Source organism: Pseudomonas sp. B33.4 (genome assembly GCF_034555375.1).
Taxonomy (GTDB): domain Bacteria; phylum Pseudomonadota; class Gammaproteobacteria; order Pseudomonadales; family Pseudomonadaceae; genus Aquipseudomonas.
Genome location: NZ_CP140706.1, coordinates 5,197,691 through 5,210,246 on the forward strand (window position 1 = coordinate 5,197,691; position 12,556 = coordinate 5,210,246).

Consider the following 12,556-nt stretch of genomic DNA (forward strand, 5'->3'; position numbering starts at 1 on the left):
CGCTATAAACCTTTGATAGCGCTGCCAAACGCCGTCTCATAAAAGTAGACGAGTTTTTTCCAGTCCGCGTCGCGGAACGACGAATGGCGGCGCAATTGCTTCATGTCATGGGAGGCGGCGCGATAGGCGGTCAGACGCTGGCGGCACTTCTCCAGATCGATCAAGGCGACCTCAACCTTGGCCGACTCGCCTTCGCCCGTCACACGCACAAACACGTGTTTGATGTAGATGCAGCTGTGCTGCCAACGACCCTTGTGCATACGCGCCAGATTCTCGGCGAGGTCCTTGAGCACACGCTCGTAAACCACATCGCCACAATGATCGCGACCGCCGGCAGCCGCCAGCCAGTGTTCCAGTTCCTGGAAACCGTCCAGGGACTTGGTGACCAAAAGTGCACGCCACTTGTGTTGCGGATCAGGCTGGGCACCGCAAAAGACGATCTCGGGCACGCGCACACCGAGCTTGCTCACGCCAGTCAGCGCGTCAAGTTCACGCAGAACAGTAGGACGGCCGAAAGGGTGCAGCCAGCTGCGGTAGATATGACCGGTCTGGCGCTTGGCATACAGCAGTTGACCATCGCGCCCCACGATCCTTTGCACGCCACTTTCCCCGCCGCGTCGAACGTTGGGTTCTTCCACCCACTCGCCACGCTGGTTCCAGTAAAAGTCAAAGCGATCTTGCGGAGCGACATCCGCTTCTGCTGCAAATTGCACTGCCATCCTGTTACCTCTTGCGTAATACGTAAACCCGCCACATGGCGTAGAGCGGAATAAAGTCCAGTTGTTCCTGAATCCGAAAACCTGCTTCCTCGAACTCCTTTTCCACCGTAGCGGCCGGTAACACAAAGCGATTCTGGTACTCGCGCTTGTCACGGTTTTTCTCCGCACGCTCGCGCTTCCAGGCCTTGAAATTACCGTCAACCCACAGCGAAACAATCACACTGTCACGGGTGACGCGCTCGAACTCGCGCAGAATCGCCCGGCGATGCTCGGCTTCACCGATGTGGTGGAGCAGACGCATGCAGAAAATGCTGTCGACGGCGTTGTCAGGCAAGGCAATGTCGAACGCAGATGTGTGCAAGGGTTGTACCCGTTTCACCACATCGGCCGGTTGCGCCTGCATGGCCGTCTTGATCATCGACTCGGAATTGTCCGCGCCAATGATCACCCGGTTGGTCTTTTCACCCAGCAATGGCCAGAACCGCCCGGCACCACAAGGCAGATCCAGCACCAGCCCTGGCTCACCGACCAACGCCAGCGCCTTGCGGGCCAGTTGTTCGTCACGCCAGTGAGAAAGCCGACGTCCAAGGCTCTCTTTGTGCTTGCGCAGGTATTTCTGCGCATGTTGATCGTCGTATTTCTCGGAAAAATCGAGTTTGATCGGGCCGGCCATCACTTGGACTCCTGAATAACTGATGGCACCACCTTAAGGAGAGGCGTGTCAGCGTCAGGTCATCCATTTGTGAAAAAAATGTCCGGTAAATAGCCAAATTATTACAGCGTTATACAGGATTTAGACAGGTGAGAGGGAGTAGCATCGAGCCACCCCCGTGCGTCAGATTTTGCCCAGATCCACTTCGAAGCGGCAGCCATTGGGCTCCATCGTGCTGAGACTGACGGTCCAGCCCTGGTTCTCGCAGATGCGCTGAACCAGTGACAGCCCAAGTCCCAGACCTTCACCGCGCTTTTCACTGCCACGTACGAAAGGTTCGAACATGGCTTCGCGCTTTTCTTCCGGAATACCGACACCGGAGTCTTCCACTACAAAGCCGTTGGCAGTGAGTGTCAGGCGAATGAAGCCGTTTTCGGTGTAATGCAGCGCGTTACGCAACAGGTTACCCATCACGGCATTCAACAGGGTCGCGTTGTAACGAGTATCCGACGGATTGCCGGGCTCAAAGACCAGCTTCAGCCCCTTGCTCTCGATCGGCCCGCGCCACAGACATAACAGGCTTTCGGCCACCTGCGAGAGGTCCTGCTGAAGCGCCATGCCCGCATCTTCGTGCTGAGCGCGCGCCAGCATCAGGAAGGTCTGCACCAGCTCGCGCATCTCTTCACTCGCGCGGGCAATGCGCTCGACTTGCGAACGACCGCGCTGGTCAATCCCCGGGTTTTCCAGCAACAGTTCACAGGAACTGGCCAACACCATCAGTGGCGTACGCAACTCATGGCTGACATCACTGGTAAACAAGCGCTCGCGCGTCAGCGCCTGGCGCAGACGCCCCAGCGTGGCATCGAACGCCACCGCCAATTCGCCGACTTCGTCCGCCGCGTAATCCGGAGCCAGCGGTGGTGCCAGCCCGAGCAGTTGATCGCGATGACGCACCTGACGCGCCAGGCGTACCACCGGCGCCATCACTTTGCGCGCGAGCACCCAGCCGAGGAACACCGCCAGTGCCAGACTGAGCACGAAACCCACCAGCACCACGGCAAACAGCACACGCTCGCGCTCTTCGAAATCGCTTTGATCCTGCAGCAATACGTAACGTCGACCGTCGACGATTTCGACCATCGCGTGATACGACAGCTGCTCGCGAAACACTTCATGGAAACCTGAATCGAGGTGACGCAGATCCTTGGGCAACTCGAAATCGCCCGGTCCACCGCTGAAATAGAACAACTGATCCGGTTCCGGACGATGGCTCCAGTCCGAGACGTTGTCCATCAACAGCAGGCGCTGCAGATCGCCGCCCAGCCCCGCCGAAATCAGTTTTTCTTCCACCAGGTGTACCGTCGCGACAATGCCCATGGCAAAGGCTCCGGCCACCAATGCGCTCATCAACGCAAAAGCAATAATGATCCGCTGGGATAGGCTTTGCTTAAACTCCATTACACATCGGCCAGCCGGTAACCCACGCCGTGCACAGTGTGCAGCAGTGGCTTGGCGAACGGTTTGTCGATCACCTGACGCAATTGGTGCACGTGGCTGCGCAGGCTGTCACTGTCCGGGCAATCATCGCCCCACAGCGCTTCTTCGAGAATTTCCCGACGCAACACGTGCGGACTTTTCTGCATCAACACCGCCAGCAACTTGAGGCCGACCGGATTGAGCTTGAGCAGTTTGCCGTCGCGGGTTACTTCCAGCGTGTCGAGGTCATAGCTCAGATCGGCGACCTGCAACGCACGGCGGCCACCGCCCTGCGCACGGCGCATCACCGCTTCGACCCGCGCAGCCAGCTCGGACAAAGCAAATGGCTTGATCAGATAATCGTCAGCACCGGACTTGAAGCCCTGCAGACGATCATCGAGCTGATCACGAGCAGTGAGCATGATTACCGGCGTGTCGCGGCGGGCATCTTCTCGCAGGCGTTTGCACAGCGTGTAGCCGTCGATCCCGGGCAGCATGATGTCCAGGACGATCAGGTCGTAATGCTCGGTGGCTGCCAGGTGCAGCCCCGACAAACCGTCCTGGGCGCAATCGACGGTATAGCCTTTAAGGCCCAGATAGTCAGCCAGATTGGCCAGGATGTCGCGGTTGTCTTCGACCAGCAGAATTCGCATGGGCACCTCCTCCGTACGGGGTAACGGCCGTCTTGGCCCGCGCAGCTTACGGTCAAGTGTGGCTCAGGGCTAGGCGTGCGTTGGGTTGTTTAGCGAGAAAAACGTTCATTGTGCATGCCAACGTTTTTTTCACTTTCGGTTAACAAATCAGCGACGCAAGCGCGCGCAGACTCCGCGCGGTTGCGCTCCTCAGATACTACTTATGCCCAAGGAATTGCCCATGGTGTCGACTTCTGCCCGCCCCGCTTCCAGACCGCTAAACTTCTGGCTGTGCCTGGGAATACCCACTGTCGCGGCGATCGTTCTGGTACTGCTCGAACTGACCGATCTGGATATGAATCTGGCCCGCTTGTTCTACGACCCGGTCGCAGGCGACTTTATCGGACGCCACAGCTACTTCCTCGAAGACATCCTGCATGACCGGGCCAAACAGGTGGTCATCGCCTTTTCGGTGTTTGCCATCATCGGCTTCATCGGCGCGTTCTTCTTTGTTCGACTCAAACCATTCAAGCGTGAGCTGGGCTGCCTGGTGCTGTCGCTGGGCCTGGCGACCTCATTCGTCACCCCGGTCAAAGCCGTGACGGCGGTGCAGTGCCCCTGGAGCCTGGAGCAATTCGGTGGGCATGAAACTTACAGCAAACTGATGGAACATCGTCCAGAGACCAACAAGCCCGGCCGTTGCTGGCCCGGTGGCCATGCGGCGACGGGGTTCACCTTGTTTGCGTTGTTCTTTGTCCTGCGTGATCGCCGTCCGCGTCTGGCGCGTCAGGCGTTTGTCTTTGCCTTTGCGCTGGGTTCGGTGTTTTCGATCAGCCGGATGATGCAGGGTGCACACTTCTTCTCGCACAACGTGTGGACGGCGATTTTCTGCTGGTTGATTTGTCTGGGGTCGTATTACTGGGTGCTGTATCGCCCGGCGGTGAAAGCCGAGGCCGTGGTCAAGGCACAACCGGTCAGCGCCTGAAACACGGTCCAATGTAGGAGTGAGCCTGCTCGCGATAGCGGTCTGTCAGTCGCAATCATGTTGAATGACACACCGCTATCGCGAGCAGGCTCACTCCTACAAGGGTTACGTGTGAAGCTGAAACTTGGGCAATAAAAAACCCCGCTGACTTTCGCCAGCGGGGTTTTGCGTTACAGGGGCGAGGCTGGCTTACATCATGCCGCCCATGCCACCCATGCCGCCCATGTCTGGCATACCGCCGCCAGCACCGCCGTCTTTCTTCGGCGCGTCAGCTACTGCTGCTTCGGTGGTCAGGATCAGACCGCCGATCGACGATGCAGCTTGCAGAGCGGAACGGGTCACCTTGGTTGGGTCCAGGATGCCCATTTCGATCATGTCGCCGTATTCGCCAGTCGCAGCGTTGTAACCGAAGTTACCTTTGCCGTTCTTGACTTCGTTGACCACAACGCTTGGCTCGTCGCCGCTGTTGGCAGCGATCTGACGCAGCGGAGCTTCAACAGCGCGACGCAGAACTGCGATGCCGACGTCCTGATCAGCGTTGTCGCCTTTCAGGTCAACCAGGGTTTGCAGAGCGCGGATCAGCGCAACGCCACCGCCAGGTACCACGCCTTCTTCTACGGCTGCGCGAGTTGCGTGCAGGGCGTCTTCAACGCGGGCTTTCTTCTCTTTCATTTCTACTTCGGAACCAGCGCCAACCTTGATCACTGCAACGCCGCCGGACAGCTTGGCCAGACGCTCTTGCAGTTTTTCACGGTCGTAGTCGGACGAAGTCTCGGCAACCTGAGCACGGATCTGAGTGATGCGCGCCTGGATGTCGGATTCTGCACCGGCACCGTCAACGATGATGGTGTTTTCCTTGGAGATGGTCACACGCTTGGCGCTGCCCAGGTTTTCCAGGGTAGCGGCTTCCAGGCTCAGGCCAATCTCTTCGGAGATAACGGTACCGCCGGTCAGAACAGCGATGTCCTGCAGCATGGCCTTGCGACGGTCGCCGAAGCCCGGTGCCTTGACGGCTGCGACTTTAACGATGCCACGCATGTTGTTCACAACCAGAGTCGCCAAGGCTTCGCCTTCAACGTCTTCGGAAACGATCAGCAGTGGACGGCCGGCTTTGGCAACGGCCTCCAGCACTGGCAGCATTTCGCGAATGTTCGAGATCTTTTTGTCGACCAGCAGGATCAGCGGGCTGTCCAGCTCGGCAACCATGGTCTCTGGCTTGTTGACGAAGTACGGGGACAGGTAGCCACGGTCGAACTGCATGCCTTCAACAACCGACAGTTCGTTTTCCAGGCCAGTGCCTTCTTCAACGGTGATCACGCCTTCTTTACCGACTTTTTCCATGGCTTCGGCAATGATGTCGCCGATGGAGTTGTCGGAGTTGGCGGAGATGGTGCCTACCTGAGCGATTGCCTTGGTGTCAGCGCATGGCTTGGACAGGTTCTTCAGCTCTTTGACGATGGCGATGGTCGCCTTGTCGATGCCGCGCTTCAGGTCCATCGGGTTCATGCCGGCAGCGACGGCTTTCAGGCCTTCGTTGACGATCGACTGAGCCAGAACGGTAGCGGTGGTAGTACCGTCACCAGCGTCATCGTTGGCACGGGAGGCAACGTCTTTGACCAGCTGCGCGCCCATGTTTTCGAAACGGTCTTCGAGTTCGATTTCCTTGGCGACGGAAACGCCGTCCTTGGTGATGGTCGGAGCGCCGAAGCTCTTCTCGATGATCACGTTACGGCCTTTCGGGCCCAGGGTCGCTTTTACCGCGTCAGCCAGGACGTTGACGCCCTTGAGCATTTTTTTACGGGCGGAATCGCCAAACAGAACTTCTTTAGCAGCCATGATCGATATTCCTTAAATACTTTGTAGTAGCGGGAAAATGAACGGGGATATCAGCCTTCGATAACAGCGAGGATTTCGTTCTCGCTCATTACCAGCAGGTCTTCGCCGTCGACTTTCACAGTGTTGCTGCCGGAGTAAGGACCGAACACAACCTTGTCGCCTTCTTTAACGGACAGTGCGCGCACTTCGCCGTTTTCCAGAGCTTTGCCCGGGCCTACAGCGAGAATCACACCGTGGTTGGCTTTTTCAGCAGCCGAACCTGGCAGGACGATACCGCCAGCGGTTTTCTTTTCTTCTTCGCTGCGACGGATTACGACGCGGTCATGCAGAGGACGAAGCTTCATTGTCGATCTCTCCTAATTGTGATTTTCATCGGCCGGTGTAGTCCCGGCGGGTTTAACAAATCCGGCCTGCGCCGGTTGCGGCTCGTCGAGCGAGTCGCGGAAGTCTGTCCGGTGCAAATACCGGAAACCTTGCGGTGACCGATACATAAGGGCGCATAAGCTTATTACAAGGGCGGGGGCAGAAAATTTTTCACTTCAGCACCCCGAAAATGAACACGGCACCCGAAGGTGCCGTGCAGACAGTGCAGTTACTTGGTGTCGCGGTGTTCGAACTCGCCTTCGATCACATCACCTTCGCGGCCCAGAGGCTGACGCGGTGCAGGACCGCCACGGGGTTGCAGGTCATCGGCGAACGCACGCTGGCGCATGGCCTGTTCTTCGGCGCGCTGGCGCATTTTGTTCGCCAGCAGTCGACGACTGAACGGCAGCAGCATGACCAGACCGACCACGTCGCTGATAAAGCCCGGCAGGATCAGCAGGCCACCGGCCAGAGCCAGCATCAGCCCTTCGAGCATGGTTTGCGCGGGCAGTTCGCCGCGGTTCAGGCTTTCACGGGCACGCAGTGCCGTGGCCAGACCGGCGACGCGCAGCACGAACACGCCGAACATCGAGCCGAGAATGATCAGCAGCAGGGCCGGGAAGAACCCGATAGCCCCTGCCACTTTGACGAATACGAACAGCTCCAGCACTGGAAACAGCAGAAAGAGCAACAGAAAAGGGCGCATCAAAGTTTCCTCAACGCAAGAAATGCCTTGCAGTAAGCCTTAGATGACGTCGCCCTTTCGTGAATTCAAGCGCCGACACCCTCATTTTTTGGCCAGACCTCAGCATGAGCCAATGAAACCAAGGCTTCGCGCACTTGTGTCGGCGTATTACAAGGTGCCGGGAACGGCAACCAGTAAAGCGCCTGGCCGATGCGCAGATGCAGGCCTTCGGTGTCGATCCCGGCCAGTTGCGCCGGCACGCTTTTCGGCAGACCGGCGAGGTCGACGTAGTGCGCGATGGCTTTGGCGTGGTCGCTGTTCATGTGCTCGACCATGCTGATTTCAGCCTTGCCGGCAAACGGGTTGGCCAAGGTCAACTGATCGACCCAGTGAATCGCCCCGAAACCGCCGATGTAGCGGTGACGCACCGGAGTCAGCACCCAGAAATCGAAATTGTGGGCCTTGTGGTAGTTCTGCGAGTCCGGGAAATAACGGTAGTAACGCTCGGCGGCGGCCTCGATGGCAGCGGCATCTTCAAGCTTCTGCGCTTCGGCCAGATAAGTCAGGCGACCAACGGCTTGCACGTCATCGGCTTCGCGCTCCCCCACCAACATCGAGCATTTCGGATCTTTTTGCAGGTTGTGGGTGTGCTGGGCGATGCGACTGATCAGGATCAGCGGCCGGCCCTGCTCGTCGAGGCAGTACGGCACGACGGAGCCAAAGGGAAAACCGGGCATCGATTTGGAGTGGGTCGACAGCACTCCACGGTATTCCTTGAGAAGCAATTCTCGGGCATTCTTGGCCACTTCAACGCTCAATTTATGACTCCTTAAATAGAATCCGTCGAAAAAACGGACAGGCGCCAGGGATTAGGTCCCAGTCACGCCATCGGGAAATTCTCATGTGCAAACCCGCCTCGGCCGGTGCAGATCGAGAGGCGCTGATAACAAAAACAACTCAGACCTGCTATCGGGACATGCGAATGCAACTCAACGACAAAGTAATCATTATCACTGGCGGTTGCCAGGGTTTGGGCCGTTCCATGGCCGAGTATTTCGCCAGTAAGGGCGCGAAGCTCGCCCTCGTCGACCTCAATCAGGAAAAGCTCAACGACGCGGTCGCGGCTTGCAAGGCCAAAGGCGTCGAGGCGCGCAGCTATCTGTGCAACGTCGCCAATGAAGAACAGGTCGAGCACATGGTCGCCCAGGTTGCCGCTGATTTCGGCGCGATCCACGGCCTGATCAACAACGCCGGGATTTTGCGTGACGGCCTGCTGCTCAAGGTCAAGGACGGCGAAATGACCAAGATGAGCCTGGCACAGTGGCAGGCGGTGATCGACGTCAACCTGACCGGCGTGTTCCTCTGCACCCGTGAGGTGGCGGCGAAAATGGTCGAGCTGAAGAACAGCGGCGCGATCATCAACATCTCGTCGATCTCGCGTGCCGGTAACGTTGGCCAGACCAACTATTCCGCGGCCAAGGCCGGTGTTGCTGCGGCGACCGTGACCTGGGCCAAAGAGCTGGCGCGTTATGGCATTCGTGTGGCGGGTATCGCGCCGGGCTTCATCGAGACCGAGATGACCTTGGGCATGAAGCCCGAAGCGCTGGAGAAAATGACCTCGGGAATTCCGCTCAAGCGCATGGGCAAGCCGGAAGAGATCGCCCATTCGGCGGCGTATATCTTCGAGAACGACTACTACACCGGGCGGATTCTGGAGATGGATGGCGGCTTGCGTATCTGACTGCCAACACAAAACAACTGTAGGAGTGAGCCTGCTCGCGATAGCGGATCAACATTCAACAAATGTGTTGAATGATCGACCGTTATCGCGAGCAGGCTCACTCCTACAGGGTTATCGGTGTTGCTGATGTATCAATCGTCGCTGATGGTGATGTTCGGCATCGCCGGGGTAGCGGCTTCCTGCAACACAATCCGTGCGCCGACGTGGCGGGCCAGTTCCTGGTAGACCATGGCAATCTGGCTGTCCGGCTCGGCGATCACCGTTGGCTTGCCGCCATCGGCCTGCTCGCGGATCAGCATCGACAGCGGCAGTGAAGCCAGCAGCTCCACACCGTACTGGGTCGCCAGTTTCTCACCGCCGCCCTCACCGAACAGATGCTCGGCATGCCCGCAGTTCGAGCAGATGTGCACGGCCATGTTTTCCACCACGCCCAGCACCGGAATGTTGACCTTGCGGAACATTTCCACGCCTTTGCGTGCATCCAGCAATGCCAGATCCTGCGGAGTAGTGACGATCACCGCGCCGGCCACCGGGACTTTCTGCGCCAGGGTCAACTGAATGTCGCCAGTGCCCGGCGGCATGTCGATAACCAGATAATCGAGATCGCCCCACGCGGTTTGCGTGACCAGTTGCAGCAAGGCGCCGGAGACCATCGGTCCGCGCCAGACCATCGGCGTGTTGTCGTCGGTCAGGAACGCCATCGACATGACTTCAACGCCATGGGCCTTGAGCGGCACGAACCACTTCTGATCCTTGACCTCGGGGCGAGTGCGCTCGGGGATGCCGAACATGATGCCCTGGCTCGGGCCGTAGATATCGGCGTCGAGAATGCCGACCTTGGCGCCTTCACGGGCCAGGGCCAGGGCGAGGTTGGCCGCAGTGGTCGACTTGCCCACGCCACCCTTGCCGGACGCCACGGCGACCACATTCTTGACGTTGGCCAGCCCCGGAATCTGCGCCTGGGCCTTGTGCGCGGCGATCACGCTGTTCACTTCAACCTTGGCGATCACCACGCCGTCGAGGTTTTCGATGGCCAGTTGCAGCAATTGCGCCCAGCCGCTCTTGAACAGACCGGCGGCGTATCCGATTTCCAGCTGCACGTTGACGCGGTCACCGACGATCTCGATGTTCTTCACACAACCGGCGCTGACCGGATCCTGGTTCAGGTAAGGGTCGGTGTATTGGCTGAGGACGGCTTCCACCGCTGCGCGAGTGACGGCACTCATGGGCAACTCCGATAACAAGACTGGGAAAAGATGGCGGGTATCCTACCCCTTCTATCCTCCGGACGGCATGCCCGGCAACGATTTGCAGGGGTGAAATATCTTGCCCGGCGCTTTATAGTGGCCGACCTCCGTTTCATCAAGTAGCGAAGCCCCACATGTCCGAACCACGCAAGATCCTCGTCACCAGCGCCCTGCCCTACGCCAACGGTTCGATTCACCTTGGCCATATGCTGGAATATATCCAGACCGATATGTGGGTGCGCTTCCAGAAGCATCGCGGCAATCAATGCATTTATGTCTGCGCCGACGACGCCCACGGTTCGGCGATCATGCTGCGCGCGGAAAAGGAAGGCATCACCCCGGAACAACTGATCGCCAACGTGCAGGCTGAACACAGCGCCGACTTTGCCGAGTTCCTCGTTGATTTCGACAACTTCCACTCCACTCACGCTGAAGAAAACCGTGAGCTGTCGAGCCAGATCTACCTCAAGCTGCGTGACGCCGGGCACATCGCCCAGCGCTCGATCACCCAGTATTTCGACCCGGAAAAGAAAATGTTCCTGGCCGACCGCTTCATCAAGGGCACCTGCCCGAAATGTGGCACTGAAGACCAGTACGGCGACAACTGCGAAAAATGCGGCGCGACCTACGCACCGACCGACCTGAAGGATCCGAAGTCGGCGATCTCTGGCGCCACCCCGGTGCTCAAGGATTCCCAGCACTTCTTCTTCAAGCTGCCGGACTTCCAGCAAATGCTGCAGACCTGGACCCGCAGCGGCACCCTGCAGGACGCCGTCGCCAACAAGATCGCCGAATGGCTGGATGCCGGCCTGCAGCAGTGGGACATCTCCCGCGATGCGCCGTACTTCGGTTTCGAGATCCCGGGCGAGCCGGGCAAGTATTTCTACGTGTGGCTGGACGCGCCAATCGGCTACATGGCCAGCTTCAAGAACCTCTGCGACCGCACACCGGAACTGGATTTCGACGCGTTCTGGGGCAAAGACTCCACTGCCGAGCTGTACCACTTCATCGGCAAGGACATCGTCAACTTCCACGCGCTGTTCTGGCCAGCGATGCTCGAAGGCGCGGGCTACCGCAAGCCGACCGGCATCAACGTGCACGGCTACCTGACCGTCAACGGCCAGAAGATGTCCAAGTCGCGCGGCACCTTCATCAAGGCCCGTACCTACCTGGATCATCTGTCGCCGGAATACCTGCGCTACTACTACGCGGCCAAACTCGGTCGTGGCGTTGACGACCTCGACCTGAACCTCGAAGACTTCGTGCAGAAGGTCAACTCCGACCTGGTCGGCAAAGTGGTCAACATCGCCAGCCGTTGCGCCGGTTTCATTCAAAAAGGCAACGCCGGCCTGCTGGTCGACACCAATGCCGCGCCAGAGCTGACCGAGGCGTTCCTCGCCGCCGCGCCAAGCATTGCCGACGCCTATGAGGCCCGCGACTTCGCCCGCGCCATGCGTGAAACCATGGCCCTCGCCGACCGCGCCAACGCCTGGATCGCCGACAAGGCCCCATGGTCGCTGAACAAACAGGAAGGCAAACAGGATGAAGTCCAGGCGATCTGCGCCACCGCCATCAACCTGTTCCGCCAACTGGTGATCTTCCTCAAACCGGTGCTGCCGCTACTGGCCGCCGATGCCGAGGCGTTCCTCAATGTTGCCCCGCTGACCTGGAACGACCACACCACCCTGCTGGCCAACCATCAGCTCAACGAATTCAAGCCGTTGATGACCCGCATCGACCCGGTAAAAGTACAAGCCATGAGCGACGCCTCGAAGGAAGACCTGACCGCCAGCCAGACCGACACCGGTGCCGCTGCTCCAGCCGGCAATGGCGAACTGGCCAAGGATCCGCTGTCGCCGGAAATCGACTTCGACGCCTTTGCGGCCATCGACCTGCGCGTCGCGCTGATCGTCAAGGCTGAGCACGTGGAAGGTGCCGACAAACTGCTGCGCCTGACACTGGATATCGGTGACGAGCAACGCAACGTGTTCTCGGGCATCAAGAGCGCTTATCCGGATCCGTCCAGACTCGACGGCCGTCTGACCATGATGATCGCCAACCTCAAGCCACGGAAAATGAAATTCGGTATTTCCGAAGGCATGGTGATGGCGGCCGGCCCTGGCGGTGAAGAGATTTACCTGCTGAGCCCGGACAGCGGCGCCAAGCCGGGTCAGCGCATCAAGTAAGCGACGGCAACAAAATCGATCCCACCGACGTGCC

The 12,556-nt window shown here is 58.9% G+C and carries 12 protein-coding genes; 3 read left to right on the top strand and 9 right to left on the bottom strand.

The genetic code is table 11. The features are described from left to right. Positions 1 to 2: 2 nt before the first annotated feature. The 4 genes from U6037_RS22875 to colR form a co-directional block, all read right to left on the bottom strand. Entirely contained in the window at positions 3 to 719 is a 717-nt protein-coding gene (locus tag U6037_RS22875; RefSeq protein ID WP_322844627.1) for a lipopolysaccharide kinase InaA family protein, read from the bottom strand. 4 nt (positions 720 to 723) lie between these two features. Continuing rightward, entirely contained in the window at positions 724 to 1,392 is a 669-nt protein-coding gene (locus tag U6037_RS22880; protein WP_322844628.1) for a class I SAM-dependent methyltransferase, read from the bottom strand. A gap of 162 nt (positions 1,393 to 1,554) precedes the next feature. After that, positions 1,555 to 2,829: a HAMP domain-containing sensor histidine kinase gene (locus tag U6037_RS22885; RefSeq protein ID WP_322844629.1), complete on the bottom strand. Its 1,275-nt coding sequence runs from the start codon at positions 2,827 to 2,829 to the stop codon at positions 1,555 to 1,557. After that, a complete protein-coding gene (gene colR, locus U6037_RS22890) occupies positions 2,829 to 3,500 on the bottom strand; it encodes a two-component system response regulator ColR (protein ID WP_064119015.1) in 672 nt (223 codons plus the stop codon). The genes U6037_RS22885 and colR overlap by 1 nt, the downstream gene beginning before the upstream one ends. 220 nt (positions 3,501 to 3,720) lie before the next feature. On the opposite strand from colR, the gene U6037_RS22895 reads away from it, so the two are divergent. Continuing rightward, the gene (locus tag U6037_RS22895) at positions 3,721 to 4,464 is read left to right on the top strand and encodes a phosphatase PAP2 family protein (protein ID WP_322844630.1); all 744 of its coding nucleotides are present in this window, start codon (positions 3,721 to 3,723) and stop codon (positions 4,462 to 4,464) included. 189 nt (positions 4,465 to 4,653) lie between these two features. Here U6037_RS22895 and groL read toward each other — a convergent pair whose 3' ends face one another. The 4 genes from groL to U6037_RS22915 all read right to left on the bottom strand — a co-directional run bounded on the left by groL (position 4,654) and on the right by U6037_RS22915 (position 8,166). Continuing rightward, entirely contained in the window at positions 4,654 to 6,300 is a 1,647-nt protein-coding gene (gene groL, locus U6037_RS22900) for a chaperonin GroEL (RefSeq protein WP_175553332.1), read from the bottom strand. A 50-nt stretch (positions 6,301 to 6,350) separates the two neighbouring features. After that, complete coding sequence (locus U6037_RS22905; RefSeq protein ID WP_007916610.1) at positions 6,351 to 6,644, bottom strand: co-chaperone GroES; 294 nt, start codon at positions 6,642 to 6,644, stop codon at positions 6,351 to 6,353. Positions 6,645 to 6,892: 248 nt separating this feature from the next. After that, the gene (locus U6037_RS22910) at positions 6,893 to 7,369 is read right to left on the bottom strand and encodes an FxsA family protein (protein ID WP_283439307.1); all 477 of its coding nucleotides are present in this window, start codon (positions 7,367 to 7,369) and stop codon (positions 6,893 to 6,895) included. A 65-nt stretch (positions 7,370 to 7,434) separates the two neighbouring features. Continuing rightward, positions 7,435 to 8,166 carry a HugZ family protein gene (locus tag U6037_RS22915; RefSeq protein ID WP_322844631.1) on the bottom strand — a complete coding sequence of 244 codons (732 nt, stop codon included), beginning with the start codon at positions 8,164 to 8,166 and terminating at the stop codon, positions 7,435 to 7,437. A 164-nt stretch (positions 8,167 to 8,330) separates the two neighbouring features. On the opposite strand from U6037_RS22915, the gene U6037_RS22920 reads away from it, so the two are divergent. Next, the gene (locus U6037_RS22920) at positions 8,331 to 9,089 is read left to right on the top strand and encodes an SDR family oxidoreductase (protein WP_322844632.1); all 759 of its coding nucleotides are present in this window, start codon (positions 8,331 to 8,333) and stop codon (positions 9,087 to 9,089) included. A 131-nt stretch (positions 9,090 to 9,220) separates the two neighbouring features. Here the strand turns inward: U6037_RS22920 and apbC are convergent, their stop codons facing one another. Next, positions 9,221 to 10,315, bottom strand: a complete 1,095-nt coding sequence (gene apbC / locus U6037_RS22925) for an iron-sulfur cluster carrier protein ApbC (protein WP_008079385.1) — start codon at positions 10,313 to 10,315, stop codon at positions 9,221 to 9,223. A gap of 155 nt (positions 10,316 to 10,470) precedes the next feature. Here apbC and metG point away from each other — a divergent pair, with 155 nt between their 5' ends. Further along, a complete protein-coding gene (gene metG, locus U6037_RS22930; protein WP_242206627.1) occupies positions 10,471 to 12,522 on the top strand; it encodes a methionine--tRNA ligase in 2,052 nt (683 codons plus the stop codon). Positions 12,523 to 12,556: the final 34 nt, after the last annotated feature.

Coding starts and splice junctions, on each gene's coding strand:
- U6037_RS22905 (WP_007916610.1), bottom strand. CDS start 6,644: ATGAAGCTTCGTCCTCTGCATGACCGCGTCGTAATCCGTCGCAGCGAA.
- U6037_RS22880 (WP_322844628.1), bottom strand. CDS start 1,392: ATGGCCGGCCCGATCAAACTCGATTTTTCCGAGAAATACGACGATCAA.
- U6037_RS22920 (WP_322844632.1), top strand. CDS start 8,331: ATGCAACTCAACGACAAAGTAATCATTATCACTGGCGGTTGCCAGGGT.
- groL (WP_175553332.1), bottom strand. CDS start 6,300: ATGGCTGCTAAAGAAGTTCTGTTTGGCGATTCCGCCCGTAAAAAAATG.
- apbC (WP_008079385.1), bottom strand. CDS start 10,315: ATGAGTGCCGTCACTCGCGCAGCGGTGGAAGCCGTCCTCAGCCAATAC.
- U6037_RS22885 (WP_322844629.1), bottom strand. CDS start 2,829: ATGGAGTTTAAGCAAAGCCTATCCCAGCGGATCATTATTGCTTTTGCG.
- U6037_RS22895 (WP_322844630.1), top strand. CDS start 3,721: ATGGTGTCGACTTCTGCCCGCCCCGCTTCCAGACCGCTAAACTTCTGG.
- metG (WP_242206627.1), top strand. CDS start 10,471: ATGTCCGAACCACGCAAGATCCTCGTCACCAGCGCCCTGCCCTACGCC.
- colR (WP_064119015.1), bottom strand. CDS start 3,500: ATGCGAATTCTGCTGGTCGAAGACAACCGCGACATCCTGGCCAATCTG.
- U6037_RS22875 (WP_322844627.1), bottom strand. CDS start 719: ATGGCAGTGCAATTTGCAGCAGAAGCGGATGTCGCTCCGCAAGATCGC.
- U6037_RS22910 (WP_283439307.1), bottom strand. CDS start 7,369: ATGCGCCCTTTTCTGTTGCTCTTTCTGCTGTTTCCAGTGCTGGAGCTG.